Genomic DNA, 25068 nt, shown 5'->3' with positions numbered 1-25068 from the left:
AGGCCACTTCTGGTGACCGGCCCGTACCCGGGGTAGTGGGCGTCGGGCTTGCAACACTCTACGGTACTGCTTTGTAGGGGACCCCCGCGCATGTCGCTAGGCCGGCATCCTGAACCGAGGGTTCAGAGCGGCCGCGTCCCTGCCGCATCAGGCGCATCCCCGAGAGGTGCGCACAACAGCGGCGTCCATGGTTCGCGACCTTATGCCAATGAGACATTGGTTCAAGGAATCTATGACCTTGGCGAACACCGCAGGGGATTGATACGCAAGGTCTTTCACCTTGCTGCAACCGCCTCTAGAAGAGCTTTTCCTGTGCGGAGAGCGCTTCGTCGATGCGCGATTGCATGGCGTTGATTCTACGCCGCAGCGGCACCAAATCAACACCGCCCGTCGCCTGCATCTGAAAAATTTCGTGTGCCAGGTTGAGCGCACACATGACGGCGAGACGCTCGCCGGAGGCGCGCGTGGCCTCGGCAAGATCGCGCATGCGGCGCTCGACCAGTTCGACCGATGCATTCAGCGCATCGCGTTCGCCCTCGCGGCACTGCACCCGATACTCGCGGCCGAGTATGGTGATTTCGACGAGATTCGATTCGCTCATTCCTGAGGCAGCCTTTCGAGCAGACCGCTCACCTTTTCACGCGCCGCGGCGACCTTGTCGCCGAGCACCTTGTTCTCGCCTTCGAGCGCCGCAACGCGGTTGCGCAGGACGATGTTTTCGTCATGCAGCGCGCGGAAGCGACCAAGCAGGATGTCGAGCCGGTCGCCGAGCTGGTTGATGTCATGATCCATCGGCGAACTATAGGTGTGCGCCGCCGGGCCGGTCAAGACAGCACAGCGCCTGCGGCGCGGCCGACCTACAATCCTCCGCCAGCAAGCAATGGAGCGATACGCAGTGCACGAACTGATTCTGGGCGGCGCCCGCAGCGGCAAGAGCGCCTACGCCGAGGCACAGGCCGCCGAAAGCGGTCTGGCAGTGACCATGGTGGTTACAGCGCAAGCTGGCGACGGCGAGATGGCGGCGCGCATCGAACGTCACCGGGCCAACCGGCCGGCGCACTGGCCGGTCGTCGAAGCACCGCTGCACCTGGCGGCCGCGCTGCGCGAAGCCGCCGCGGAGGATCGCTTCATCGTCGTCGACTGCCTGACACTCTGGCTGTCCAACCTGCTGATGGATATGGACGATGCGCCGGGCGCGCCGCTGCCCGGACTGTTTATGCGCGAACGCGCGGCGCTGGTCGACACACTGCCGATGCTGCCCGGCCGGATCGCACTGGTATCGAACGAGGTCGGCAGCGGCGTCGTGCCGATGGGGCGGCTGTCGCGCGTGTTCGTCGACGAGGCCGGCCGCCTGCACCAGGCGCTGGCCCGCCTCTGTCCGCGGGTGACGCTGGTCACCGCCGGGCTTCCGCTGGCGCTGAAGCGGCCGTGAGCGCGCGCCGACTCTGGTTGGTGCGGCATCCGCCGGTCGCCGTGGAACGCGGCATCTGTTACGGGCGCTCCGACGTGGCGCTGGCCGCACCGGTTGCCGCTGCCGCGGCGACGCTGCGTGACGAGTTGCCGCTGGGTGCAACGATCCTGAGCAGTCCGCTGCGCCGCTGCGCCGAACTCGCGCGGGCGCTGTCGGACATGGTGACCTTCGACCACCGCCTGCAGGAGATGGATTTCGGCGAATGGGAAATGAGGCGCTACGACACGCTGCCACGCGCCGACATCGACCTCTGGTCCGCCGACGTGTGGGGCTTCCGCATCCCCGGCGGCGAATCGGCGGCGGACATGGCGGCGCGCGCGTGGGCCGCCTGGGAGGAATGGGGCGCATCGGCGGGGGGCGACCTCGTCGTGGTTGCGCATGGCGGACCACTCCGGGTGATGGCGGGCCGGCTGCTCGGCCTGCCGCAGAACGACTGGCTGGACATCGCCTGCCCGCAGGGTGCGTGCATCAAGCTGGAATCGGGCCCGGACGGCGGCTGGCGCCGGAGCGAGACCGCAAAATGAAAAAGCCACCCTTGCGGGTGGCTTTTCCGGTGCGGCACTGAAACTTCGATCAGCGGGTCGCTTCGGCCTTCTCGACGCGCTTTTCGGCGGACGATTCGGCGACGCGGGCGCTGTCCACCTTGCGGGTGAACACCCAGCGCGACGGCGTCTTCACGAAAGCGTAGCCGGTGGGCGCGTCGATGAACACCTTGTAGTCTTCGGGGTGCCCGACGGCGGCCGACGACACCGAAGCTTCGGTGGCCGCCGATGCGCCAAGCGTGGCGATCGCAAGAGTGGTCGCGAGAGCGATGCGGATTGCAGTGGTTTTCATGGTGATGCTCCTTGCAAGTTAAAAAGCTGTCGTTGAGTTCAATGTAGTGCACCGCAACAAACCTTTCAAGCCCTACGTCTGCCGTGGTTTGCCTCAGATCAAGTAAGAATTTTTTGCAGCGCATCAAAGTGCATACGCGACGTTACACAGTGCTCCAGGTGTGCCGGCTGGCGAGTGCGCCGTCACGCCGCTGTCATTGCATGAATGCAACACGATGAACGAACTGTTCCGTCTGACTGATCCACTGGACCTGTATCTGGTCCGTCACCCGAAGCCGGCCGTCGACCCGGCGCTGTGCTACGGCGCCGCCGACCTGCCGGTGGCCGAGGACATCGCCGCCTGCGCCGCACGGCTTGCGCCACTGCTGCCAACCGACGCGCGCGTGGTCAGCAGCCCGCTGACGCGGGCCCGTCTGCTGGCCGAAGCGGTATCGCCGACGGTGCATCTGGACGCGCGGCTGCGCGAGCTTGATTTCGGCGACTGGGAACTGAAGCCCTTCGCCGACATTCCGGCGGAAGGCTTCGAGGTGTGGGGCAGCACGTTGATCGACTTCCGCGCGCCCGGCGGCGAGCTGTACGCGGATATGGCGACGCGCGTCTGGGACGCTTTCGAAGCACACCGCGCCGGCACGGGTGCGCTGGTCGTGGTCGCGCACAACGGGCCGATGCGCGCGCTGACCGGCACCCTGCTCGGCCTGCCCCCGAGCCGCTGGCTCAATCTGGAGTTCGAGTTCGGCCGCGTCACGCATCTGGCCATTGGCCCGCTCGGGCCCAAGCTGCGCAGCTTCAATCGCTGAAGCCTGCGCGCAGCGCAGCCCGGATGAACAGAGCCCGGCCGGATCAAGGATAATCCGCGCTTCTCCGCCCGACGCCCACCATGAATTCACCCCAGGTTTCCAGCCGCGCGCTGTATATGCGTCTGCTCGGCTACGTGCGCCCCTACTGGATCGCCTTCGCCGTCTCCATCGTCTGCATGGCGCTGACGGCAGCGGCCGAACCGGTCTTTCCGGCGCTGATGAAGTCGCTGCTCGACGGCGGCTTCGGCGGTCAGGACCCGCAGGCGGTGTGGTTCTACCCGTTGGCCATCGTGCTGCTGTTCGCGGTCCGCGGCATCTTCGGTTTCATCGCCGACTACGCCTTCGCCTGGGCCGCCAACAATGTGGTGCTCGATCTGCGCCGCGCGATGTTCGGCCGCCTGCTGGCGCTGCCGACCGATTTCTTCGACAACAACTCGTCCGGCGCGCTGATTTCCAAGGTCGCCTACGACGTGCAGGGCGTGACGCAGGCGGCGACCAACGTGATCACCGTGTTCGTGCGCGACACGCTCACCGTGGCCGGCCTGCTGGCCTGGCTGCTGTGGCTGAACTGGAAGCTCACGCTGATCGTGCTCGGCATGCTGCCGCTGATCGCGCTCATCGTGCGACTCAGTTCGCGTCGCATCCGCGAATCGGCGCGCGGCGCGCAGACGGCGATGGGCAGCATCGCGCACACGCTGGAAGAAACCATCGAGGCGCACAAGGTGGTGAAGATCTTCGGCGGCCAGGACTACGAAATGGGCCGCTTCGACGCCGCCTGCCGCAAGCAGCGCCGGCAGAACATGCGCAACATCGTCGCCGCCTCGCTGGTGTCGCCGATGACCCAGGTGCTCACCGCGGTGGCATTGGGCATCGTCATCGCAGTCGCGCTGGCCGACTCGGCGGCCAATCGCACCACGGTCGGCGGCTTCATGGGCTTCGTCACCGCCATGCTGATGCTGCTGGCGCCGCTGAAGCGGCTGACCGACGTGAACGCGCCGCTGCAGCGCGGGCTGGCGGCGGCGGAAAGCGTGTTCCAGCTGATCGACCAGCAGGCCGAACGCGACAGCGGCACGGTCGAACTCGAACGTGCGCGCGGCCGCATCGACTTCGACCAGCTGGGCTTCGGCTACCCGGGCCGCGAACTGCGCGTGCTGCAGCACTTCGATCTGTCGATCGCGCCGGGCGAGACAGTGGCGCTGGTCGGCGCTTCGGGCTCCGGCAAGACCACGCTGGCGCATCTGCTGGCGCGTTTCTACACGCCGACTTCGGGCCGCATCCTGCTTGACGGGCACGACATCCAGAACGTGAAGCTGGCCAGCCTGCGCGCCAACATGGCGCTGGTGAGCCAGGACGTCGTACTGTTCAACGACACGGTGGCGGCCAACATCGCCTACGGCGCGCTGCGCGGTACCGACCGCGCAGACATCGAGGCGGCGGCGCGCGCCGCGTACGCACTGGATTTCATCCAGGCGATGCCGGAAGGCTTCGACACCATGATCGGCGAGAACGGCGTCAAGCTGTCGGGCGGCCAGCGCCAGCGGCTGGCGATCGCGCGCGCGCTGCTGAAGGACGCTCCGGTGCTGATCCTGGACGAAGCCACCTCGGCGCTGGACACCGAATCCGAACGCCAGGTGCAGGCCGCGCTCGAAGTGCTGATGAAGAACCGCACGACGCTGGTGATCGCGCACCGGCTGTCCACCATCGAACGCGCCGACCGCATCGTCGTGATGGACCGCGGCCGCATCGCCGAAATCGGCAAGCATGCCGACCTGCTGGCGGCGGGCGGCATGTACGCAGGTCTCTACAACTCGCAGCTCGGCGGCGGCGAGTAAGACCGGCTCATATCTTCAGCGCGGACGCATAGCCGGTCAGTTCGAGGTAGCCGCGACCGACCCGGCGCGCGCCGTCGAACACGGTCACCGCGCCTTCCCAGTAGATCGCTCCGCTGCTGGCGCGGCTGTCCAGCTCCTGGTCGTCGAACAGCGGCTTCACCACGAAACGCCGCCCGCCGACGCTGACTTCGAGTTCGACCGGATAGGCGCCACCGCTGCGCGGGCTGCGCCAGACGCGGCGCACCGCGAAACCGACTTCGGTCGGCGCGTAGCGGCGATCACCTGCCGCATCGCGCACGGTCGCTGCCGCCCATAGCGCATGGCCATCGGCGTCGCGCATGCGGAAGGCCATCAGTGCACCGCCGTCGTCCAGATTGATGCCCAGCCAGTCCCAGCCCTGCGCACCCTCCGGCATCAGCGCGCTCGACCACTCGTGATCGAGCCAGGCGCGACCGCGCACGGCGCTGGTCGTCGCCGCGATGCGCAGGCGTCCGCTCACCTCCAGCTGTGGCCAGCTCAGGTAATGACTGGCGTGCGCCGGATCGGGCCCCTTGCGGCTGAACCCCTGTTCGCCCTGCCACAGCACCGGCTGCGTCGGCGCGAAGGTCAGCGTGTAGTCGAAATCGTCCGCCGCGATGTGTGCGAGCAGGCGCTCAGGCGCAGGCTGGCGCGCCAGATGCCAGTCGTCGATGCGGACGTCGAGGTCGTCGGCCGAGGCCTCGGCCAGACCGAAACCGGCGCGCGCGATCTTCTGCGCGTGCAGCAGGCGGCCACGCGCCGGGTCGGACACCGCGGCGTGCGCGAACAGCAGCTGGCGCGGTGCGAAGCGGCTCGGGTTGGCGTCGTGCGCCGGCTGGCGCACGCGGAAAAAGGTGAGCTGGAAGCCGATCGGCGCCGCGGCGTCGCGCTCCAGCCAGCCGGTGATGTACCACCACTCGATGCGGTGACCGGGGTGCGCACCGTGGTCCCGCGGCAGGCTGCGCGGTGTGGCGGGGAGCACCGCATCGTAGGCGGCCTCGTCCGCGCGGGCCGGCAGCACGGCCAGCAGCGGCAGGCGCAACAGCAGTCGGCGCAGCGCGGAATTCATGTTGCGCAGAGCGCACCCACGGCAGGAGGTTCCCGCTCAGCGCAGCAGCGCTTCGAGCTCGTCGGCGATGCAGGCGCCGGTCTTCGTCGGGTCGGCGCCGGCGTGACGCTGTGCGAGCGCGCGCGCCGCCGCGGCGAAGCGCGGTTCGTCGAGCAGGCGACGCAGCAGTGCCCGGTAATCGGTGTTCTTGCTGCCCGGCGGCACGGCCAGACCGAAGCCGCCATCGACGATACGACGCGCCACCATGTACTGCTCCATGTGATTGGGCAGCACCAGTTGCGGGCACCCGGCAAGCGCCGCAGCGCTGACGGTGCCGATGCTGGCGTGCGAAACGACCAGATCTGCCGCGCGCACGGCCGGGTCCATCTGCACCGGCGCAGATTCGAAACGGATGGACGGCCCACCGAGCCGTCGCGCGGCGTCCGGCGACAGCCCTTTGGCATGCACCAGCGTGCGCATGCCGGACTGCCGCAGCGCCTCCATCAGCGCATTGAAATCCGCATGTTCGGGCGACAGGTAGACGAACACGCGCGCGCCCTCGCCCGCCGGCCACTGCGGCGGCACGCCGCTGTCGCCGACGTAGCTCGGGCCGACCATGCGCACGCGCTCGTCGTATTCGGGGTAGTGGGCCAGCTCCGGCAGGCTGGCGGCGATGCAGCGCACGCCGCCGAACAGTTCGGTCAGGCGCGGCAGTGCGCCGTCATCGAGCAGCGCCAACGCCTGGTTCACCGGCGCCAGCAGCAGCGCATCGCTGCGTGCGCACTGGGCAACGTCGCCCTTGTCCCAGTAGTTCATCGCCGGAAACACGTCGCGATGCGGTGGAATCTCGAAGCAATTGCCGATCGCCGCGATCGGCGTGCCGCGGCCGCGCATCGCCAGCATCGCGGTCGGCGCGTGATCGCACACCAGCAGATCCGGGCGGTGCAGTTCGAACAGCCCGCGCCAGGCGGACAGCAGCCCGGCCAGTCCGCCCGGGTCCAGCCATCCGGCAGCGGCCAGCACGGCCGAGAAATTGACCAGCTTCGGCGGGTTGACCATGCGCGGCAGCCACAGCGGCGACTGCAGTACCGGAAAACCGTCGGCGACGATGCGGCCATGCGCGCGCGCGAGATCCTTCAGCGCGAAGGTGACCGCGTGCCCGCGTTCGCGCAGCGCGCGCGCGGTGATCAGCATGCGGTCGATGTGGCCCATATTGGCGCCCAGTTCCCAAGCCATCAGCACACGGCTCATCGCGCGCACACCTGTCGAGGGGCTTTACACCACGCCCTGTCGGAGCGCGAAGACGACGTGCAAGTCATTGATCCGTTTAACCTAAGAAGATGGGCATAAATCTTGTTACAGGCGGCGAGCGCCTTAATCGTACAGGATGAAAACAATGAACTTCTCGCTGCCCTCGCGCCCGACACTGATCGCGGTATCACTGTTCGCCTGGTTCAGTCAGGTGCCGCTCGCCCACGCACTGCCGGTTCTCGGCGCCTCGTCCGCCGCCAGCAGCAACGGCAGCACTGCAACACCCTCCGATTGGGTGACGCCGGAGTACCGCAACAGTTCGAGCTACATCTGGTCGGGCGACAACAACTCGGCCAACGGCTACGCCTTCTCGTCCGCCACCGGCGCCTATGCCGTGTCCTCCTCGGCCTACGGCTACAACGGCAGCGCCAGCGCGATGGCCAGCATCCTCGCCACCGTCACCAACGCGTCGAACGTGGCGCAGAACTTCAGCCTGACCTTCAAGATCTACGGCGGCTCGATCAGTGCAACGAACTACTACGCGCTCGACGCGGACGAATACCTCAGCGTCGATTACCTGGCGTCGATCAAGATCGATGGCAATCAGGTCTGGTACTCGTCGGCCAGCATCCAGAACAACGGCGGCGTCATCACGCACGACAAGTCGGGCACCGACCTGAACAGCAACGACGACGGCAGCGACGGCTATTACGGCTGGGAAAGCCGTTACGTCACCATCGACCTCGGCGTGCTCGACCCGAACGAGTCGCTCGACGTGCTGGCCGAGCTGTCGGACAGCGCCACCAGCAACGTCGGCGTCTATGCCTACGATTGCGGCGGTGGTTACGAAGGTTACGGCGGCTACGGTGGGTATGGCGGCTACGGCCCGGCGCTGCAGAGCACCTCGGTGTGCACGCAGAGCAAGGGCAATGCGTCAGCCTTTTACGGCGACCCGTTCGAGATCGAAGCGAATCCGGTCAACGCCGACCCGAACAGCCTGCGTGTCACCACGCGCGCCGTGCCGGAGCCGGGCAGCCTCGCCTTGCTGGCACTCGCCGCGGGCGCGGCCGGCGTCGCACGACGACGGAAGAAGCGCGACTGAGTCGCACGTCGGCACCGACAACAAAAAAGCACCGCATGCGGTGCTTTTTTGTTTCCGCCGTCCGGAGGCGATCAGCGCTCGACGAAGGCTCGCTCGATCACGTAATCACCCGGTTCGCCCACCCCCGGAGAGATGACGAAGCCGCGCGCGTCGAGCAGGTCGGCGGTGTCCTTGTTCATGCTCGGGCTGCCGCAGATCATCGCGCGGTCGGTTTCCGGATTCAGCGGCGGCAGGCCGAGGTCGTCGGTCATCTTGTTGCTGACGATGAGATCGGTCAGGCGACCGCGGTTGCGGTAGGGCTCGCGCGTGACGCTGGGGTAGTACAGCAGCTTGTCGCGCACGAACTCGCCGAGGAATTCGTCGTTCGGCAGCTCGTTCTCGATGTAGTCCTGGTAGGCCAGTTCATTCACGTGGCGTACGCCATGGAACAGGATCACCTTGTCGAAACGCTCGTAGGCTTCGGGATCGCGGATCAGGCTGAGGAAGGGCGCCAGACCGGTGCCGGTGCCGAACAGGTAGAGGTGCCGGCCCGGCTTCAGGTCGTCCAGCACCAGCGTGCCGGTCGGCTTGCGGCCGACCAGGATTTCATCGCCCGGCTGCAGGTGCTGCAGCTTCGACGTGAGCGGGCCGTCCGGCACCTTGATGCTGAAGAACTCCAGGTGTTCCTCGTAATTGGCGCTGGCGATGCTGTAGGCGCGCAGCAGCGGCTTGCCGCCGGTTTCCAGACCGATCATGACGAAATGACCGTTGCGGAAGCGCAGACCGGGGTCGCGCGTGGTCTTGAAGCTGAACAGCGAATCGTTCCAGTGATGGACGCTGAGGACTTTTTCGGGCGCGACGCTGGCCATGGCAGTAATCCGGTTGAAAGGCGATGGTGCATTTATAGCGCCGCAGCGCACCATAACTCAACAAACCAAATAACAATGTTTCGATAACCTGTAGTTATCCCTCTTCCGGTGCGCGACGGTACGACAGATGACGCGCCAGCGTCGCCACCAGTTCCCCGGCCTGGAAGGGTTTGCTGATGAAATCGTCCATGCCCGCGTCACGGCAGCGGGCGCGGTCCTCGTCCAGCGCGTTGGCCGTGATCGCGACGATGGGCACCTGCTGCCAGTGTGTATTGCCCAGCGCGCGAATGCGGCGCGTCGCCTCCAGCCCGTCCATGACCGGCATCTGCATGTCCATCAGCACCAGATTGAAATGGCGCTCGGCGCAGGCAGCCAGCGCCTGCCGGCCGTCAGCCGCCTGGGTGATGCGCACGCCGTGGCGCGACAGCAGGCGGCCGAGCAGCACCTGATTGACTGGCGTGTCCTCGGCGATCAGCACGTCGGCATCAAGCAGCGCCGCCTCGTGCGTCGATGCCGCCTCGTCCGGCCGCGCCGCGGCGTCCTCGGTCGCTGCGGCCGGCAACGGCAATTCGACGCTGAAGGTGCTGCCGCGGCCCGGCGTGCTGTCCAGCGTGATCGTGCCGTGCATCAGCGCAACCAGTCGCGACACGATGGACAGGCCCAGCCCGGTGCCGCCGTAGGTGCGCGTGGTCGATGAATCCGCCTGCGAGAAGGGCATGAACACCTGCGCCTGCTTGTCGGATGCGATGCCAATGCCGGTGTCGGCGACCGACAGCGCGATCCGCCCCGCGCCTGCGCTCTCGACGCTCACCGTCACGCCGCCGTGGGCGGTGAACTTCAGCGCATTCGACACCAGATTGGACAGTATCTGCCGCAGCCGCAGCGGATCGCCGGTGACGATGGCGGGCAAGGCCGGCGCGACCTGCCAGCGCAGCGCAATGCCCTTGGCCGCGGCCTGCGTCGAGAAGATGGCCAGCGTGTCGGCGACCAGCGTTTCGAGGCCGAAATCGACCGCTTCCAGCTGCAGCTGACCGGCATCGACCTTGGAGTAGTCGAGGATGTCGTTCAGGATGCCCATCAGGCTGTCGGCGGACGACTTGACCCAGCCGAGGTTCTCGCGCTGCTCGTCGCTGAGCGGCTCCGACAGCACCATGTCGGTCATGCCGATGATGCCGTTCATCGGCGTGCGGATTTCGTGACTCATCGTGGCGAGGAAGGCCGCCTTGGCGCGGCTGGCCGCCTCCGCCTCGTCGCGTGCGCGACGCAGTTCGTCGGCCGCCGCGCGCGCCGCCGACACGTCCTCGCTCAGCCACAGACAGCCGATCTCGCGGCCGTCGCCATCGCGCACGGCAAAGCTGCGCTGGGTCAGCGTGCGGCCGTCGGCGAGCAGGATCTCCCGCTCGCCGCGGTGAGGACAGAACACCGTCATCGCCGCGCCGGGCGACAGCCGCGCGGCACACATCGATTCGACCACCTGCAGCGCACACCCATCCGGCGGACGACCGGCGTCGAGCGCCCACACCTGCGCCAGCTTGTCGTTCGCGTACAGCACCCGGTTCTCGTGGTCGGCCAGCAGCACGCCGATGTCCATCGCGTCGAGCAGCGCTTCGAGGCGACCGTTCGCCTCGGACGCGATGCGCGCCAGACCGTGCTCCTTCTCGTGCAGCGCCTGCAGTTCGCCGATGCGCTCCCGGATCGCCGCCGACATCGCGTTGAAGGCGCGACCGAGCTGGCCGACCTCGTCCTCGCCCTCGGCGACCGGCGCCGGCGTCAGGGTGCCGGTCGCAACCTCTTCCGCCGCATGCGTGAGCCGCAGCAGCTGGCGTGTCAGCCACAGACCGAGACCGGTCAGCAGCGCGATCGACAGCAGCAGTTCGCCCGCGGCGATGCCGATGCCTTGCAGCAGCAGCTGGCGGTTGGCACTGCGCAGCGCCGACATGTCGAGACCGAAATGCAGCTGACCGAGCGGCTGCCCGGCCAGCGCCACCGGCGTGACAAGATCGTAGATCGGCGGATCGTCCTCGACCGAGAGGTCGAAGCGCTCGTCGGTCTGCGGTACCGGCGCATCGCGCGACCAGCCGCTGTGCGCGACGACGTGGCCGCCGCTGTCGCGCAGGATGAGATAGGCGATGCCCTGACTGGATCGACTCTCGTCCAGCACCGCCTGCATCGTCGCGTAGTCGCTCTGCGCCATCGGCGCCACCAGCGCCGCGTTCAGTATGGGCACGATCTGCTGCGCGTGACGCTCCGCCTGCTCGGTCATGTGGGTGCGCTGCAGGCGCACGCTGTTGCTCACCAGCAGCGTCAGCATGACCGCCTCGACGACGATGGCCGCGATCAGCAGGCGGCCGCGCACCGAGCGCCGCAGCCGGAAATCGAACAGCCGGCTCACAGAGCGGACTTCTTCAGTTGTTCGCGCACCTCGGCCGCGTAGGGCGCCATCGCATCGAGTTCGCCGGAACGCAGCGGGCGATAGCCTTCAAGCTTGTAACGGGCGAAGTAATCGACGCCGGCCGGCGTTTCGGCGAACGACCACAACGCCCTCTCGATCGCGGCTCCGCGCGCCGCGTCGGCCTGATTGAGCAGATAGACGCGGCCGACCATGGCCGGACTGTCGGTCAGCAGCTGCAGTCGCGCACGCACCTCGGGCGCCAGGCCCTGAAAGTTCGCAAGCGACATCGTGCCGGCGCTGACCTCGCCATTGAGCAGCAGCTGCGCCACGCTGTCGGCGGCGCTGACGTAGCGAACGGTGACGCCGGCCGCGCCGTTCTCGCTCATCCAGCGCAGGCCCCACAGTGTCACCAGCGACGATGGACTGAGCCCGGCCACCGTGCTGCCGGCCAGGTCGCGTGCCGACTTCGCCCGGCTGCCTGCAGCGACGGCAACGACCGCATGAAAGGGCGCACGGTAGGTCAGCAGCGGCCGGTAACGCGCATCCGCGCGCAGCAGTTCGGCCTGATGTCCGGTCGTGATGACCAGCTCGTATTCGCGGTTGAGCGCCCGCCGTGCAAACTCGGTGAAGTCCGGCGCGGTGACGATGGCAACGGGTTTGCCGAGCGTCTTCTGCAGATGCTGCCGCAGCGGTTGGTACATTTCGATGATGACGCGCGAGCTGGTGTGCGGCGCAACGCCGATGCGGAACAGCGGCGCGTCCTGGGCAAGCGCAAGCGCGGGAATGAAACAGGCGACGGACAGCAGCAGACGGGTGAAGGCGAGGAACATCCGGGCAGACGGGACGGCAATGGACACCCCGCGTTAACGGAACGCGCCGTCGCCCCCTTGAGCGGATGCTGCGCCACAACACCGACGCAACACACTGTTTAACAATGATTTTTCAGAGCACACTTCTTGACTCGAAGCGTGTTCAGCCGCGCAGCCAGGCGATCAGTCCGCCATAGCAGGCCGCGTGCGAGAAGCGGTCGCGGGCATAGACGTGGGCGGCGCGTGCGTAACGCCGGCGCAGCGGCAGATCGTCGAGCAGCGTGCGGCAGGCGTCGGCAAAGGCAGCGGCTTCGTCGGCCAGCAGGAAGGCTTCGCCAGCGCCATCCTCCAGGCCGCGCGCACCCTCGCGCGTGCTGACCAGAGGCAGACCAGCGGCCAGCGCCTCGACAGTCTTGATCTTCAGCCCCGAGCCCCAGCGCACCGGATTGATCGCGACGTCGACACCGCTCCATAGCGCCTCGATGTCGGGAACGAAGCCGCGCGCGTGGATGCCCTCGGGCAACGGCTGCGGCAGCAGCGCGGCGATGTGCCCGGCCACCTGCAGTTCGGCGCGCTCGGCGGACAGCGCCGGCCACACGTCGTCGATGAACCACTGCAGGCCATGCCGGTTCGCCACCCACTGGCTGGCCGCGTAACCGACCACACGCGAATCCGGCCGCACCGGCTGCGCCGGCAGCACGACCGGGTGCGGCACGCACAGCGCACGCTCGCCGAGCACGGCGGCGACACGCGCGTGATCGTCCGGCTGTATCAGCAGCACGCGGTCGTAGTGCTGCAGGAAGCCGAGCTCGCGTTCGAAATCCAGCGCCTCCTCGACCGCGACGCCCACGCTCGCGCGTGACGCGGCGTTGTCACTGACAAGGTCGTGCGTGTCCATCACCAGGCGGACGCCGTCCGGCACCCCCAGCCGCAGGAAATCGAGCTGCAGCCGCGACAGCAGCACGCAGTCCGGCGCGATCTGCCGGCACATGCCGCGCAGCCCGCTCACCAGCGCGGCGCGTTCCGGCCTCGCGGTGTCGCCGACGGCGAGGCGGTAGCGGTGCCTGCTGCGCTCGACGAAGGGCCGCGTGGCTGCGTCCGGCTGCTCGGGGAAGAACACGGTCAGGTCGCAGACTTCGGCCAGCGCGTCGATCAGCGCCGCGGTGCGCGCCGCTTCGCCGTTACCCGGACGCCAGTAGCGGCTGCGGGTGACGAATATCAGTTTCGGTCGGCTCATCGGAGACGCTTCGGGGAAGATGGAAGGACGGAAGGTGAAGGGACGGATAGAATTCCGCTTTTACCCGATTCTGCAGGAGCTTCCATGCCCGCCTACCGTTCCCGTACCTCGACCCACGGCCGCAACATGGCCGGCGCCCGCGCGCTGTGGCGCGCCACCGGCATGAAGGACGGCGATTTCGGCAAGCCCATCATCGCCATCGCGAACAGCTTCACCCAGTTCGTGCCGGGCCACGTGCACCTGAAGGATCTCGGCCAGATGGTCGCGCGCGAGATCGAGAAGGCCGGCGGCGTGGCCAAGGAATTCAACACCATCGCCGTCGATGACGGCATCGCGATGGGCCACGGCGGCATGCTGTACTCGCTGCCTTCGCGCGATCTGATCGCCGACAGCGTCGAATACATGGTGAATGCCCACTGCGCCGACGCGCTGGTGTGCATCTCGAACTGCGACAAGATCACCCCGGGCATGCTGATGGCGGCGCTGCGGCTGAACATCCCGACCGTGTTCGTGTCCGGCGGCCCGATGGAAGCCGGCAAGGTGAACTGGGGCCAGAAGATCATCGCCGTCGACCTGGTCGACGCCATGGTCAAGGGCGCCGACAGCAACTGCTCTGACGAGGAGGCCGAAGCCTACGAGCGCAGCGCCTGTCCGACCTGCGGCTCCTGCTCCGGCATGTTCACCGCCAATTCGATGAACTGCCTGACCGAGGCGCTGGGCCTGTCGTTGCCGGGCAACGGTTCGGTGCTGGCCACCCACGCCGACCGCAAGGCGCTGTTCCTGCGCGCCGGCCAGCTGGCGGTGGAACTGTGCCGCAAGTACTACGAAGGCGAGGATGCCTCGGTGCTGCCGCGCTCGATCGCCAGCTTCAAGGCCTTCGAGAACGCGATGACGCTGGACGTGTCGATGGGCGGCTCGACCAATACCGTGCTGCACCTGCTGGCTGCGGCGAAGGAAGCCGGCGTGCATTTCACGATGGCCGACATCGACCGCATTTCGCGCCACGTGCCCTGCCTGTCCAAGGTGGCGCCGGCCAAGTCCGACGTGCACATGGAAGACGTGCATCGCGCCGGCGGCATCATGGCCATCCTCGGCGAACTGGACCGCGCCGGCCTGATCCACCGCGACCTGCCCACCGTGCACAGCGCGACGCTGGGCGAAGCGCTCGACAAGTACGACATCGTGCGCACGCAGGACGAGGCCGTCCGCACCTTCTACCGCGCCGCCCCCGGCGGCATCCCGACCCAGGTCGCCTTCTCGCAGGACCGCCGCTACCCGGAACTGGACCTCGACCGCGAGAACGGCGTCATCCGCAACAAGGAACACGCCTTCAGCCAGGACGGCGGGCTGGCCGTGCTGTACGGCAACATCGCCGAGCGCGGCTGCATCGTGAAAACGGCCGGCGTCGATGATTCCATCCTGAAGTTCTCCGGCACCGCCAAGGTGTTCGAAAGCCAGGACGACGCGGTCGCCGGCATCCTCGGCGATCAGGTCAAGCCGGGCGAAGTCGTGGTGATCCGCTACGAAGGTCCTAAGGGCGGCCCGGGCATGCAGGAAATGCTGTATCCGACCACCTATCTGAAGTCCAAGGGCCTGGGCAAGGCCTGCGCGCTGCTGACCGACGGCCGCTTCTCCGGCGGCACCTCCGGCCTGTCGATCGGCCACGCCTCGCCGGAAGCGGCCCAGGGCGGCCTGATCGCGCTGGTCAAGGACGGCGACGTGATCGAGATCGACATCCCTAACCGCACCATCCACCTCGCGGTCGATGACGCCGAACTGGCGCACCGTCGTGAAGCGGAAGAGGACCGCGGCGCCGCCGCGTACACGCCGCACGCGCGCGAGCGGGTGGTGTCGACCGCGCTGCAGGCCTATGCGCTGATGACCACCAGCGCCGACACCGGCGCCGTGCGCGACCTGAGCCAGCTGCGTCGCTCTTGAGCGCAGGCCCGATGCCGGGCCGCATCGCCGCCCTGACCGCGGCGGCGATGCTGGCCTTCGCCGCCAACTCCATCCTGAACCGGCTGGCACTGGCCAACACGGCGATCGACGCCGCCAGCTTCACGCTGATACGCATCGCCGCCGGCGCCCTGGTGCTGTGGACACTGGTGCGCCGCCAGCCGGACGGCCGGCCGGCCGGCGACTGGCCCGGCGCGGCGGCTCTGTTCGTCTATGCCGCCGCCTTCTCCTACGCCTACCGCGAACTGGCCGCCGGTACCGGCGCGTTGCTGCTGTTCGGCACCGTGCAGGTGACGATGATAGGCACCGGCCTGCTGAAGGGTGAGCGGCTGTGCGCGCTGCAGACCGTGGGTCTGCTGCTGGCGCTGGCCGGGCTGGGCGTGCTGCTGGCACCCGGCGTCAGCGCACCGCCGGCCGAGGCCGCCATCATGATGGCGCTGGCCGGTATTGCCTGGGGCGTCTACTCGCTGCGCGGCCGGCGCGCCCGCGGCACGCCGCTGGCGATGACCGCCGGCAACTTCGTGCGCGCGGTGCCGATGGCGATCGGTCTGTCGATGATTGCCGCTGCCGATGCGCGCATCGATGCGCTGGGCTTCGTCTATGCGGCGCTGTCCGGCGCACTGGCGTCCGGCGTCGGCTATGCCATCTGGTATAGCGCGCTGCGCGGCCTCAGCGCAACGCAGGCAGCCAGCGTGCAGCTGTCGGTGCCGGTGATCGCGGCCATCGGTGGCGCACTGCTGCTGTCCGAAGCGCTGACGCTGCGCCTGCTGCTGGCCTCGGTCGCGACGCTGGGCGGCATCGCGCTGGTGGTAACGACCCGCCGGCGGTGATCCAGGGTCTGTTGCCATTGAATCGCGGGCCGCGCGCGATTCAATGGCAACAGACCCTAGCGCGCGGCCACCGCCTGCACGCGCGCCGCGTGCACCGCCTGCGCGATCGACGGGCCGGAAGCCTTGCCGGATTCGGCCAGCTGCTTCGCGATGGCACCGGCATCGACCGATCTGAACGCCTCTGCGGCCGCGCGTACGAGCCCGGCCTGCGGATAACCGCGCGCGTCGAAACCCGGGCGGCTGCGCGCGTCCGCTTCGCAGGCGAGCAGGATGTCGGCCAGCCGTTCCGCTTTGCGCATCACGTCCAGCCGCTCCAGCAGCTTCACCATGGTGTCGGCACGCAGCTCGGCCGCACGGTGCACATTGGTGTGTTCCTGCGCCACCAGCCGCGCGATGTCGGCGATATCGACCGGCACGCGCAGGCGCTCGGCCACCTCGCGCGCCAGCTTCGCGCTGCGCGGCTCGTGCGCGATGTGGCGCGGCCACTCCTCCTTCGGCGTCGTGCCCTTGCCGAGGTCGTGCGCCACCAGCGCCCAGCGCACCGCCAGCGAGGCGCCGTGCGCCGCCGCCCAGTCCAGGCACTGCATCAGATGGAGGCCGGTGTCGATCTCCGGGTGATGCTGCGGCGGCTGCGGTACACCGAACAGCGCGTCCACCTCCGGCAGCACGACACGCAGCGCGCCGCACTCGCGCAGCACTTCGATCATGCGCGAGGGCTTCGCCTCCATCAGCCCGCGCGACAGTTCCTGCCACACGCGTTCGGCCACCAGTGCATCGACCTCGCCGCAGTCCACCATGTCGCGCATCAGCGCCATCGTCGCGGGCGCCACCGTGAAGTCGTGGAAGCGCGCGGCGAAGCGGGCCAGCCTGAGTATCCGCACTGGGTCTTCCGCAAAGGCTGCGCTGACGTGGCGCAACACGCGCGCGGCGATGTCGGCGCGACCGTTGCACGGGTCGATGAGCGTACCGTCGTCGGCGCGTGCGATCGCGTTGATGGTGAGATCGCGCCGCTGCAGATCCTGCTCCAGCGTCACCGAGCGGTCGGCGTGGAACACGAAGCCGCGGTACCCCGGCGCGGTCTTGCGCTCGGTGCGCGCCAGTGCGTGTTCCTCGTGCGTCTGCGGGTGCAGGAAGACCGGGAAATCGCGACCGACCGGCGTGTAACCGGCGGCCACCATGTCCTCCGGCGTGGCGCCGACCACCACCCAGTCGCGGTCGCCGGCCGGCAGCCCCATCAGCTCGTCACGGACCGAGCCGCCGACGCGGTAGATCTTCATCTATCTGTGCGCTTTCGAGCGCGCGTGCTCGAAGCGGTCGGTCGGCCGGAAGTCGGCCAGGCAGGCGTCGATCTCGCTCTCCAGTGTCAGCGGCACGAAACCGAAAGGCAGCGCGCAGCCGGCATCGCACACGCTGTCGACCTGCATCGAGCGCAGGTTGTCGCGCGACATCAGCGTCGGCCCCGGCGCCAGTTCCAGCGCCAGCGCCTGCAGCGACGCCAGCGGGCCGGGCAGACCGATGACGCAGCGCTCGGCGCCGATGGCACGGCCGGTCATCTTCACCAGTTCGCGCATCGTGTAGACCTTGGGGCCGCACAGCGCCCAGGTCTGGCCGATGGCTGCCTCGTCACCCAGCGCATGCACGATGCAGCGCGCGACGTCGCGTGCGGCGACCGGCTGGTAGCGGGTGTCGGCACCGGCCAGCGGGAACACCGGGAACATCTTCAGCAGACCGGCGAACATCGACAGGAAACACTTGCCGTCGCCATACACCAGCGACGGGCGGAATATCGTCCAGTCCACGCCACCGGCGCGTATCGCCGCCTCACCGGCGGCCTTCGAACGCAGGTAGCCGGATGGCGCACCTTCGGCCGCGCCCAGCGCGCTGACATGGACGAGCTGACGCACGCCGGCCGCCTTCGCCGCAGCGGCGATGGCCTTGGGCAGCGCGACGTGCGCACGCTCGAAATCGAGTCCCCATGGGCTGCCTTCGCGCGAATGCAGGATGCCGACGAAGTTCACCACTGCATCGACGCCCGTCATCAGGCGCGCCAGCGCGGCCGGGTCGTGCACGTCGGCCTCGACCACGTCGATCATCGGCAGCAGTATCAGATGCTTGGCGCGATCGCGGCGGCGCGTCGGCACGATGACGCGTACGTCGCGAGCGGCGAGCTGGCTGGCGACGTGGCTGCCGATGAAGCCGGCGCCACCGATCAGGAGGACGGTTTTCGGAAACATGAGGGCACTCCGGGTCTGTGGGTCGAGACTCTGTTTGTGGATCAGATCGGATCGTCCGGCAGCGCGCCGGGACCGGGCTGTATGGTGCCGAGGCGCTGCTTCAGACCGATCTCCTTGCGGCCGAACACGAGGTTGTACATGACGGCGTTGGCCATCACCTTCTTCACGTAGTCGCGCGTTTCGGTGAACGGAATGGTTTCGGCGTAGATGGCGCCTTCCAGCGGTTTGGCGGCACGCCACTTCTTGGCGCGGCCGGGCCCGGCGTTGTAGCCGGCGCTGGCCAGCACCGGGTGGTCGTCCAGGCTGTCCAGCACCAGGCGCATGTAGCTGGTGCCGAGCAGCAGATTGGTGTCGGTGTCGGCGATCTGCGACGGCTGGTAGCCGTTCAGACCGATCTTCTTCGCCACCCACTTGGCGGTCGCCGGCATCACCTGCATCAGGCCCTGGGCACCGGCCGACGACTTCGCGTTCATGATGAAGCGGCTTTCCTGCCGCATCAGGCCGTACACCCAGCTCAGATCGAGCGCGCGCGCCTGCACGTGCGGCTCGACCTCGCTGCGCATCGGCGCCAGATAGCGCAGCGCGTAGTCGTGCTCGGCCACGGTGCGGTCGGCACTGGCGATGGCGCGGTCCCACAGCGACTTCTTTGCCGCGAGGTGAGCGACCGCCAGCAGTGTGCGGTCGTCCGCCTCGCGGATCGCCCAGTTCCATTCGCGCACCGCTTCGGTACGCAGGTCGAGTGCGAACAGCTTGAGCGCGCGCTGGATGGCCGGCGTCAGTTCGGCGCGGCGGATGTCCTCCGGCGAGGGCTCGGCCGCCTGCGGCGGCAGCTGGTAGGGCTGACCCAGTTCCTCGCGCGCCAGCAGTCCGTAGAAATTCGGCTGGTCGGCAATGCGGCGATAGTGTTCGCGCGCCTGGTCGACGTGGCCGGTGGCGCCGCGCGCGCGGCCGCGCCAGTAGATCCATTCCGGCTTCGACGCCAGCGCTTCGGGCATGCGCTCGACGATGTCGCGCAACACCTTCCACTTGCCGTCGCGCATCGCGGCACGCGCGCACCAGGCGAACACCTCGTCGCCGTCCATCGCGTCGTCGGCCGAGCGGCACCATTGCAGCGCACGCGAGTCGTGCCGCATCGCGCCCTGCCAGCCGAGCTGACCGAAAGCGTAGGCGCGTTCCTGCGGACTCAGACGGGCGGCGATCACCTCCAGGCTGCGCTCGGCCGCGCGCACATCGTTGCGCGCCATGCGGGCGACCGCCATCAGCGCCAGCTCGCGGCCGCGGCGGGTGATCGAGAAATTGGCCGGCTGGCGGACCAGCCAGCGCGCCGGATTGGCGACGATGTCGTCGAGCACGCGGCCCGGCCGTTCGGCCGCCGGCAGCAGATCCAGCACGCTGCTCGCCTGACCCGGCCGCTTCGCCTCCATCTGCCGGCGCGCCCGCGCCCAGACGTCGTCCTCCCTCAGACGACCGGCGTCGAACAGCGCGGCGAACACCGGATTGCAGGCCGACGGGGCGTCGTCCAGCGTGTCCCACAGCATGCGCGCCTCGTTGATCGCCGCCGCGTCGCCGACCACCATGCCCGCGCGCGCAGCGTGGCAGCGGAGGTCATTCTCGGGCGACGGATTCTTCAGCGGCAGCTTTGCATACTCGGTGCGGTAGGCCGCCCACTGCTCGCCCTTGGCCAGCTGGCGCAGCCAGTCGCTGCGCAGGCGTTGCGCAACCACGCTGTCGGCGTTGCGTTCGAGGAACACGGCGATGCTGTCCGGCGATGCCCGGTCGATGTCCAGGCGCAGCCGGTAGTAATCGATGTAGGACGCCAGCAGGTGCGACTGCAGGCCGGCGGCATGGCGCTCGAAGGCCTGGCGGTTGCCGGCGGCAAAGGCGTCGCGTGCGGCGAGGAAGGCGTCGTCGCTGGCCTGCGCCAGGGTCGCGACAGTCATGCAGGCGCCGATGAGCAGCGCGCGGACGTTACGGGGAGAGAATCGTGTGGGCATCTGCTAGTGTTTCCGGGTTTGCCCGAATGATACCGCCCGCACATGAATGTTCCCGATGATCGCGCACGCCGCAAGGCATTGCGGCTCGAACTGATCGGCCGCCGCCAGGCGATGGACCCGGCTGCGCTGGCGCCGCTGCACGCTGCGCTGAACGAGAAACTGGAGGCGCTGCTGACCCGGCTGTCACCGCAATCGATCGGCTTCACCTGGCCCTACCGCGGCGAATTCGACGCGCTGCCGCTGATGCGCCGCTGGCTGGCCGCAGACCCGTCCCGCTGGGCCGCACTGCCGGTGGTCGGCGAGAAAGGCCAGCCGATGAGCTTCCGCCGCTGGGCGCCGGACAGCGCGATGGCGACCGACCGCTACGGCATCCCCTACCCGGCCGAGGGCGGCCCGGTGGTGCCCGAACTGCTGCTGATCCCGTGCAACGGCTTCGACGCGCGCGGCTACCGGCTGGGCTACGGCGCCGGCCACTACGACCGCACGCTGGCCGCGCTCGCACCGACGCCGCTGGCGGTCGGCGTGGCGATCGAGGACGGCCGCCTCGACGACCTGCAGCCGCAGCCGCACGACCTGCCGATGGACTGGATCGTCACCGAAGCCGGCGCCTTCCCGTCGCGCCGCTGAGCGGCCGGGCGGCGCGCCGCCGGCCGTCTATGCTGGAAGCAGTCCCGACCTGATCGCGCGCCTGCCGGCACCGGGGTGCGCGCCTGCAAGGCCCCGCACGGAGGAGGACGGCATGAAACGCATCTATTTCCTGGTACCCGGCATCGATACGGCGCGCACCGTGGTCAACGACATGCTGGTGGCGCGCATTCCCGAGAAGCACATCCACATCCTGGCGCGACGCGGCACGCCGCTGGAAGAGCTGCCTGAGGCGACCATGCTGCAGAAGTCCGACTTTTCGCCGGCCGTGCAGCGCGGACTGGCCATGGGCGGCAGCGTCGGCATACTGGGCGGGCTGATCGGGCTGGCGCTGTCGCCTGGCGCGGCGGTAATCGCCGGCGGCATCCTGCTGGCGTCCGGCCTGGGCGGTGCCGGCGCCGGCGCCTGGGTCGGCGGCATGGTCGGGCTGACTGCCGGCAACACGCACCTGAAGGCCTTCGAGGACGCGATCGAACAGGGCCAGCTGCTGGTCATGCTCGACGTGCCGCGCGCGCGGGTCGACGAAATCACCGAACGGGTGCGCGCCCTGCATCCGCAGGTGCAGCCGCACGGCGCCGATCCGGACATTCCGGTGTTTCCGTAGGCGAAAAAAAACCGGGCCGCGTGGCCCGGTTCGTTGCGTCCTGCGGACGCTTACTTCTCCATCACCTTCTTCAGGTTTTCCAGACCGCTCTTGTAGACGCCGGTCACCGCGCTCAGCGCGGCTTCGTCGTCCTCACCCTTCGGGGGGTCGTTGTTCATGTACTTGCGATAGAAGGCGCCGCGCCATTCGACCACCGAGGTGCCGCCGTCGCCGGCTTTCACCGTCAGGTTCGAGCTGTAGTTGGTCACCGGCAGCGCGCCGCCGTCCTTGGCGCGGTAGGAGAACTTCTTCGCCGCCGGGTCGATGGACTCCAGCGTCTCGACCAGTTCGCCGCCGCCCTTGAGCTTCAGCGTACGCACCGAGCCGACGTTGCTGCCGTTGGTGGCGGTGCTGCTCTCGACCGCCGGATGCCAGCCCTGCAGCTGGGTGAAATCGCTCACCTTGGCCCACACCGCATCCGGGCTGGCCTTGATGGTGATGGTTTCGAACGCCTTCTGGCGGGTCGGGCCGTGCGCGTGGGCGAACGATGCCGCCAGCGACGCGGCCAGCATCATGACGAATGCCGATACAAAACGCATGGGTTGAATCTCCTCGTTGTCAGAATGGTTGGGTTGAAAAGTCGGCGACGAAAAAGGCGGTGAAGATAGCGGCAAGCACTGTCGCGATCAACGTGCCGCCGCAGGCTTGTGCATGAAGCGCCCGAAACCGCGCGGGTTGCGCCCGAGTTCGATGCTGCCCAGCGACTGTCCGGTCCGCGCGTCGTACACGCCGACCAGATCGTCCATCCAGCTCACGACCAGCAGTTTAGTGCCGGCCACCGCGACGCCCTCGGGATAAACGACCGAGGGCCAGGTCGCGATGACGCGCCGTTCCGCGGTGTCGATGACCGATACGCTGTCGCCCTTCTGATTCGTTACATATGCGCGCGCGCCATCGTCAGAGAAAGCGATGCCATAGGGCGCCTTGCCGACCGGCAGTGTAGCGACCGTGCGTGACTGTGCGAGGTCGACCACCGACACGTCGTCGCTCCACACGTTCAGCGCATACAGCGTGCGGCCGTCGGCCGACAGTTCGAGCGCGAACGGATGGTTGCCGACGGCGATGACGCCGGTCTGCTTCATCGCATCGAGGTCGAGCACGCCGACCGCATTGTCGTCGCGGTTGGCGACATAGGCGGTACGACTGTCGGGCGACGCGACCAGCCCGGCCGGCGCGTTGCCGACCGCGATCTCGCCGAGCGCGGCGTGGCTTGACGCATCGAACACCAGCACGCGGTGCGAGAACCAGTCGGCCACCAGCACACGCCGGCCGTCCGGCGTGACGGTGATGCCGACCGGGCTGCGGCCGGCCTTCCTCTCGCCCACCACCGCGCGGCTGGCCAGATCGATCACGGTGATCGTCGCGCTGTCCGGCGCGCTGACGAAGGCCTTGCCGGCCGCCTCGCTGACCCAGACGCCTGCCGGCGACTTGCCCGCCGGCAGGCGGGCGACGATGGTGGACGCGTCGACGTCGACCACCGTCACTTCATGCGAGCCCTGGTTCGTGATGTAGGCCAGCGGCCCGGCCGACGCACAGGTCGCCGCGGCGCACAGCGCCAGCAGGACGGCGAAGCGCCTCATCCGAGGAAAAGCTTGTAGGCCGGGTTGGCGGTTTCCTCGCGCCAGGAATAGCCCAGCGTATCGAGGAAGCGCTGCAGCGCCGCCGCGTCGCCCGGCGGCACCTGCATGCCGACCAGCACGCGGCCGTAGTCGGCGCCGTGGTTGCGGTAGTGGAACAGGCTGATGTTCCAGTCGCGACTCATCGAGTCGAGGAATTTCATCAGCGCGCCGGGACGTTCCGGGAATTCGAAGCGGAACACCTGTTCGTGGCCGACTGCCGGGCTGCGGCCGCCGACCATGTAGCGCACGTGCAGCTTGGCCATTTCATCGTCGGTCAGATCCAGCGCCGGGTAGCCGTTGGCGTCCAGGTGCTTCACCAGCTCGGCGGCCTCGGCGCGGCCCGATACCTGCACGCCGACGAAGGCATGCGCCTCGCTGGCGTCCTTGTAGCGATAGTTCAGTTCGGTGATGTTGCGGCGACCGAACAGCGCCACCAGTTCGCGATAGGCGCCCGGGCGCTCGGGCAGCGTCACCGCCAGCACCGCTTCGCGCGACTCGCCGATCTCGGCGCGTTCGGCGACGAAGCGCAGGCGGTCGAAATTCATGTTGGCGCCGCTGGCCACCGCGACCAGGGTCTTGCCCTTCACGTTGTTGCGCGCCGCCCAGGCCTTGGCGCCGGCCACCGCCAGCGCACCGGCCGGCTCCAGAATCGAGCGGGTGTCCTCGAACACGTCCTTGATCGCGGCGCAGATGGCGTCGGTATCGACCAGCACCATCTCGTCGACGTACTGCTGCGCCAGCCGGAAGGTTTCCTCGCCGACCAGCTTGACCGCGGCGCCATCGGCGAACAGCCCGACGCTGTCGAGCTGTATGCGCCTGCCCGCCTTCAGCGACTGCGCCATCGCGTCGGCGTCGGACGCCTCGACGCCGATGATGCGGGTGTTCGGACGCAGCCGCTTGATGTAGGCCGCCACACCGGCGATCAGCCCGCCGCCGCCGACGCAGCAGAACACGGCGTCGATGGGCTTCGGGTGCTGGCGCAGGATTTCGACGCCTATCGTGCCCTGACCGGCGATCACGTCCGGGTCGTCGAAAGGATGCACGAAGGTGAGGCCCTGCTCGGCTTCGAGCTTGCGGGCGTGCGCGTAGGCCTCGTCGTAGGATTCGCCAGCCAGCACCACCTCGCCGCCGCGCGCCGCCACCGCGTCCACCTTGATGCGCGGCGTCGTCGTCGGCATCACGATGACCGCACGGCAACCCACCTTGGCCGCCGACAGCGCCACGCCCTGGGCGTGGTTGCCTGCCGACGCGCAGATGACGCCACGCGCGCGCGCCTCGTCCGACAGCTGGGCGATCTTGTTGTAGGCGCCGCGCAGCTTGAACGAGAACACCGGCTGCATGTCCTCACGCTTGAACAATACGGTGTTGCCGATGCGCCGCGAGAGGTTCGGTGCGGCATCGAGCGGCGTTTCGACCGCGACGTCGTACACTTGCGCGTTGAGGATTCTTTCGAGGTAGTCGGTTTGCATGATGAGGACACAGCGCAGCCCGCACCGGCGCCGGAATGGC

General features: G+C 68.3%; 24 protein-coding genes and 1 other RNA gene. 9 read left to right on the top strand and 16 right to left on the bottom strand.

Translation table 11 applies throughout. The annotated features are described in order from the left end of the window. Nucleotides 1–77: 77 nt before the first annotated feature. The 3 genes from ssrS to METRZ18153_RS0102270 form a co-directional block, all read right to left on the bottom strand. Nucleotides 78–260, bottom strand: a non-coding RNA gene (ssrS, locus tag METRZ18153_RS20450) — 6S RNA. 35 nt (nt 261–295) lie between these two features. Further along, complete coding sequence (locus METRZ18153_RS0102275) at nt 296–601, bottom strand: cell division protein ZapA (RefSeq protein WP_019915533.1); 306 nt, start codon at nt 599–601, stop codon at nt 296–298. After that, complete coding sequence (locus tag METRZ18153_RS0102270; protein ID WP_008061278.1) at nt 598–792, bottom strand: hypothetical protein; 195 nt, start codon at nt 790–792, stop codon at nt 598–600. The genes METRZ18153_RS0102275 and METRZ18153_RS0102270 overlap by 4 nt, the downstream gene beginning before the upstream one ends. 103 nt (nt 793–895) lie before the next feature. On the opposite strand from METRZ18153_RS0102270, the gene cobU reads away from it, so the two are divergent. Then, entirely contained in the window at nt 896–1432 is a 537-nt protein-coding gene (gene cobU, locus METRZ18153_RS0102265; protein WP_020163213.1) for a bifunctional adenosylcobinamide kinase/adenosylcobinamide-phosphate guanylyltransferase, read from the top strand. Next, nucleotides 1429–1995 (top strand): histidine phosphatase family protein, encoded by a 567-nt coding sequence (locus tag METRZ18153_RS0102260; RefSeq protein WP_020163212.1) that lies wholly within the window; start codon nt 1429–1431, stop codon nt 1993–1995. The genes cobU and METRZ18153_RS0102260 overlap by 4 nt, the downstream gene beginning before the upstream one ends. 49 nt (nt 1996–2044) lie before the next feature. On the opposite strand, the gene METRZ18153_RS0102255 is transcribed toward METRZ18153_RS0102260, so the two are convergent. Continuing rightward, nucleotides 2045–2305 carry a hypothetical protein gene (locus tag METRZ18153_RS0102255; protein WP_020163211.1) on the bottom strand — a complete coding sequence of 87 codons (261 nt, stop codon included), beginning with the start codon at nt 2303–2305 and terminating at the stop codon, nt 2045–2047. A 214-nt stretch (nt 2306–2519) separates the two neighbouring features. Between METRZ18153_RS0102255 and METRZ18153_RS0102250 the strand changes: the two genes are divergently transcribed. After that, nucleotides 2520–3101, top strand: a complete 582-nt coding sequence (locus tag METRZ18153_RS0102250; RefSeq protein WP_020163210.1) for a histidine phosphatase family protein — start codon at nt 2520–2522, stop codon at nt 3099–3101. A 116-nt stretch (nt 3102–3217) separates the two neighbouring features. Continuing rightward, entirely contained in the window at nt 3218–4933 is a 1716-nt protein-coding gene (gene msbA, locus METRZ18153_RS0102245; protein WP_020163209.1) for a lipid A export permease/ATP-binding protein MsbA, read from the top strand. 7 nt (nt 4934–4940) lie between these two features. Here msbA and METRZ18153_RS0102240 read toward each other — a convergent pair whose 3' ends face one another. Both METRZ18153_RS0102240 and METRZ18153_RS0102235 read right to left on the bottom strand, forming a co-directional pair. Further along, nucleotides 4941–6020, bottom strand: a complete 1080-nt coding sequence (locus METRZ18153_RS0102240; protein WP_020163208.1) for a lipocalin-like domain-containing protein — start codon at nt 6018–6020, stop codon at nt 4941–4943. Nucleotides 6021–6056: 36 nt separating this feature from the next. Further along, nucleotides 6057–7250, bottom strand: coding sequence for a glycosyltransferase (locus tag METRZ18153_RS0102235; RefSeq protein ID WP_029143492.1), 1194 nt, complete (start codon nt 7248–7250; stop codon nt 6057–6059). Nucleotides 7251–7395: 145 nt separating this feature from the next. Here METRZ18153_RS0102235 and METRZ18153_RS0102230 point away from each other — a divergent pair, with 145 nt between their 5' ends. Further along, nucleotides 7396–8352 carry a PEP-CTERM sorting domain-containing protein gene (locus METRZ18153_RS0102230; protein WP_020163206.1) on the top strand — a complete coding sequence of 319 codons (957 nt, stop codon included), beginning with the start codon at nt 7396–7398 and terminating at the stop codon, nt 8350–8352. Nucleotides 8353–8423: 71 nt separating this feature from the next. Here METRZ18153_RS0102230 and METRZ18153_RS0102225 read toward each other — a convergent pair whose 3' ends face one another. The 4 genes from METRZ18153_RS0102225 to METRZ18153_RS0102210 all read right to left on the bottom strand — a co-directional run bounded on the left by METRZ18153_RS0102225 (nt 8424) and on the right by METRZ18153_RS0102210 (nt 13638). Further along, on the bottom strand, nt 8424–9200 hold the full coding sequence (locus METRZ18153_RS0102225) for a ferredoxin--NADP reductase (protein WP_020163205.1): 777 nt from the start codon (nt 9198–9200) through the stop codon (nt 8424–8426). Nucleotides 9201–9294: 94 nt separating this feature from the next. Beyond that, on the bottom strand, nt 9295–11592 hold the full coding sequence (locus METRZ18153_RS0102220) for an ATP-binding protein (RefSeq protein WP_020163204.1): 2298 nt from the start codon (nt 11590–11592) through the stop codon (nt 9295–9297). Further along, on the bottom strand, nt 11589–12422 hold the full coding sequence (locus tag METRZ18153_RS0102215; protein WP_020163203.1) for a phosphate/phosphite/phosphonate ABC transporter substrate-binding protein: 834 nt from the start codon (nt 12420–12422) through the stop codon (nt 11589–11591). The genes METRZ18153_RS0102220 and METRZ18153_RS0102215 overlap by 4 nt, the downstream gene beginning before the upstream one ends. Before the next feature lie 142 nt (nt 12423–12564). After that, nucleotides 12565–13638: a glycosyltransferase gene (locus METRZ18153_RS0102210; protein ID WP_020163202.1), complete on the bottom strand. Its 1074-nt coding sequence runs from the start codon at nt 13636–13638 to the stop codon at nt 12565–12567. An 84-nt stretch (nt 13639–13722) separates the two neighbouring features. Between METRZ18153_RS0102210 and ilvD the strand changes: the two genes are divergently transcribed. Both ilvD and METRZ18153_RS0102200 read left to right on the top strand, forming a co-directional pair. Further along, on the top strand, nt 13723–15576 hold the full coding sequence (gene ilvD, locus METRZ18153_RS0102205) for a dihydroxy-acid dehydratase (RefSeq protein ID WP_020163201.1): 1854 nt from the start codon (nt 13723–13725) through the stop codon (nt 15574–15576). 11 nt (nt 15577–15587) lie between these two features. After that, a complete protein-coding gene (locus METRZ18153_RS0102200) occupies nt 15588–16424 on the top strand; it encodes a DMT family transporter (RefSeq protein WP_020163200.1) in 837 nt (278 codons plus the stop codon). Nucleotides 16425–16480: 56 nt separating this feature from the next. Here the strand turns inward: METRZ18153_RS0102200 and METRZ18153_RS0102195 are convergent, their stop codons facing one another. Genes METRZ18153_RS0102195 through METRZ18153_RS0102185 form a run of 3 tightly spaced genes read right to left on the bottom strand, consistent with a single transcriptional unit; the run spans nt 16481 to nt 20598 of the window. After that, the gene (locus METRZ18153_RS0102195) at nt 16481–17701 is read right to left on the bottom strand and encodes a multifunctional CCA addition/repair protein (RefSeq protein ID WP_020163199.1); all 1221 of its coding nucleotides are present in this window, start codon (nt 17699–17701) and stop codon (nt 16481–16483) included. Next, nucleotides 17702–18658, bottom strand: a complete 957-nt coding sequence (locus tag METRZ18153_RS0102190; protein ID WP_020163198.1) for a complex I NDUFA9 subunit family protein — start codon at nt 18656–18658, stop codon at nt 17702–17704. A 41-nt stretch (nt 18659–18699) separates the two neighbouring features. Continuing rightward, nucleotides 18700–20598: a lytic transglycosylase domain-containing protein gene (locus tag METRZ18153_RS0102185; RefSeq protein WP_232415944.1), complete on the bottom strand. Its 1899-nt coding sequence runs from the start codon at nt 20596–20598 to the stop codon at nt 18700–18702. A 96-nt stretch (nt 20599–20694) separates the two neighbouring features. Between METRZ18153_RS0102185 and METRZ18153_RS0102180 the strand changes: the two genes are divergently transcribed. Together METRZ18153_RS0102180 and METRZ18153_RS0102175 are read left to right on the top strand one after the other, a co-directional pair. Continuing rightward, complete coding sequence (locus METRZ18153_RS0102180; protein ID WP_020163196.1) at nt 20695–21279, top strand: 5-formyltetrahydrofolate cyclo-ligase; 585 nt, start codon at nt 20695–20697, stop codon at nt 21277–21279. A 112-nt stretch (nt 21280–21391) separates the two neighbouring features. Beyond that, nucleotides 21392–21901 carry a hypothetical protein gene (locus METRZ18153_RS0102175; protein ID WP_020163195.1) on the top strand — a complete coding sequence of 170 codons (510 nt, stop codon included), beginning with the start codon at nt 21392–21394 and terminating at the stop codon, nt 21899–21901. 50 nt (nt 21902–21951) lie between these two features. Here METRZ18153_RS0102175 and METRZ18153_RS0102170 read toward each other — a convergent pair whose 3' ends face one another. The 3 genes from METRZ18153_RS0102170 to ilvA form a co-directional block, all read right to left on the bottom strand. Further along, nucleotides 21952–22479, bottom strand: coding sequence for an SRPBCC family protein (locus tag METRZ18153_RS0102170; RefSeq protein ID WP_020163194.1), 528 nt, complete (start codon nt 22477–22479; stop codon nt 21952–21954). Nucleotides 22480–22566: 87 nt separating this feature from the next. Then, nucleotides 22567–23520 (bottom strand): YVTN family beta-propeller repeat protein, encoded by a 954-nt coding sequence (locus METRZ18153_RS0102165; RefSeq protein WP_020163193.1) that lies wholly within the window; start codon nt 23518–23520, stop codon nt 22567–22569. Next, nucleotides 23517–25028, bottom strand: a complete 1512-nt coding sequence (ilvA, locus tag METRZ18153_RS0102160; RefSeq protein WP_020163192.1) for a threonine ammonia-lyase, biosynthetic — start codon at nt 25026–25028, stop codon at nt 23517–23519. Before ilvA ends, METRZ18153_RS0102165 begins: the two co-directional genes overlap by 4 nt. Nucleotides 25029–25068 lie beyond the last annotated feature (40 nt).

The organism is Methyloversatilis discipulorum (assembly GCF_000385375.1).
Taxonomy (GTDB): Bacteria; Pseudomonadota; Gammaproteobacteria; order Burkholderiales; family Rhodocyclaceae; genus Methyloversatilis; species Methyloversatilis discipulorum_A.
The sequence above is the reverse complement of the archived record's forward strand: the minus strand, read 5'-3'. Positions and strand labels throughout refer to the sequence as shown.

Excerpts from the sequence above, each read along its gene's own strand:
- METRZ18153_RS0102275 (WP_019915533.1), bottom strand. The coding sequence starts at position 601 with ATGAGCGAATCGAATCTCGTCGAAATCACCATACTCGGCCGCGAGTAT.
- METRZ18153_RS0102270 (WP_008061278.1), bottom strand. The coding sequence starts at position 792 with ATGGATCATGACATCAACCAGCTCGGCGACCGGCTCGACATCCTGCTT.
- METRZ18153_RS0102255 (WP_020163211.1), bottom strand. The coding sequence starts at position 2,305 with ATGAAAACCACTGCAATCCGCATCGCTCTCGCGACCACTCTTGCGATC.
- METRZ18153_RS0102250 (WP_020163210.1), top strand. The coding sequence starts at position 2,520 with ATGAACGAACTGTTCCGTCTGACTGATCCACTGGACCTGTATCTGGTC.
- msbA (WP_020163209.1), top strand. The coding sequence starts at position 3,218 with ATGCGTCTGCTCGGCTACGTGCGCCCCTACTGGATCGCCTTCGCCGTC.
- METRZ18153_RS0102240 (WP_020163208.1), bottom strand. The coding sequence starts at position 6,020 with ATGAATTCCGCGCTGCGCCGACTGCTGTTGCGCCTGCCGCTGCTGGCC.
- METRZ18153_RS0102235 (WP_029143492.1), bottom strand. The coding sequence starts at position 7,250 with ATGAGCCGTGTGCTGATGGCTTGGGAACTGGGCGCCAATATGGGCCAC.
- METRZ18153_RS0102230 (WP_020163206.1), top strand. The coding sequence starts at position 7,396 with ATGAACTTCTCGCTGCCCTCGCGCCCGACACTGATCGCGGTATCACTG.
- METRZ18153_RS0102225 (WP_020163205.1), bottom strand. The coding sequence starts at position 9,200 with ATGGCCAGCGTCGCGCCCGAAAAAGTCCTCAGCGTCCATCACTGGAAC.
- METRZ18153_RS0102215 (WP_020163203.1), bottom strand. The coding sequence starts at position 12,422 with ATGTTCCTCGCCTTCACCCGTCTGCTGCTGTCCGTCGCCTGTTTCATT.
- METRZ18153_RS0102210 (WP_020163202.1), bottom strand. The coding sequence starts at position 13,638 with ATGAGCCGACCGAAACTGATATTCGTCACCCGCAGCCGCTACTGGCGT.
- ilvD (WP_020163201.1), top strand. The coding sequence starts at position 13,723 with ATGCCCGCCTACCGTTCCCGTACCTCGACCCACGGCCGCAACATGGCC.
- METRZ18153_RS0102200 (WP_020163200.1), top strand. The coding sequence starts at position 15,588 with ATGCCGGGCCGCATCGCCGCCCTGACCGCGGCGGCGATGCTGGCCTTC.
- METRZ18153_RS0102195 (WP_020163199.1), bottom strand. The coding sequence starts at position 17,701 with ATGAAGATCTACCGCGTCGGCGGCTCGGTCCGTGACGAGCTGATGGGG.
- METRZ18153_RS0102190 (WP_020163198.1), bottom strand. The coding sequence starts at position 18,658 with ATGTTTCCGAAAACCGTCCTCCTGATCGGTGGCGCCGGCTTCATCGGC.
- METRZ18153_RS0102185 (WP_232415944.1), bottom strand. The coding sequence starts at position 20,598 with ATGACTGTCGCGACCCTGGCGCAGGCCAGCGACGACGCCTTCCTCGCC.
- METRZ18153_RS0102180 (WP_020163196.1), top strand. The coding sequence starts at position 20,695 with ATGAATGTTCCCGATGATCGCGCACGCCGCAAGGCATTGCGGCTCGAA.
- METRZ18153_RS0102175 (WP_020163195.1), top strand. The coding sequence starts at position 21,392 with ATGAAACGCATCTATTTCCTGGTACCCGGCATCGATACGGCGCGCACC.
- METRZ18153_RS0102170 (WP_020163194.1), bottom strand. The coding sequence starts at position 22,479 with ATGCGTTTTGTATCGGCATTCGTCATGATGCTGGCCGCGTCGCTGGCG.
- METRZ18153_RS0102165 (WP_020163193.1), bottom strand. The coding sequence starts at position 23,520 with ATGAGGCGCTTCGCCGTCCTGCTGGCGCTGTGCGCCGCGGCGACCTGT.
- ilvA (WP_020163192.1), bottom strand. The coding sequence starts at position 25,028 with ATGCAAACCGACTACCTCGAAAGAATCCTCAACGCGCAAGTGTACGAC.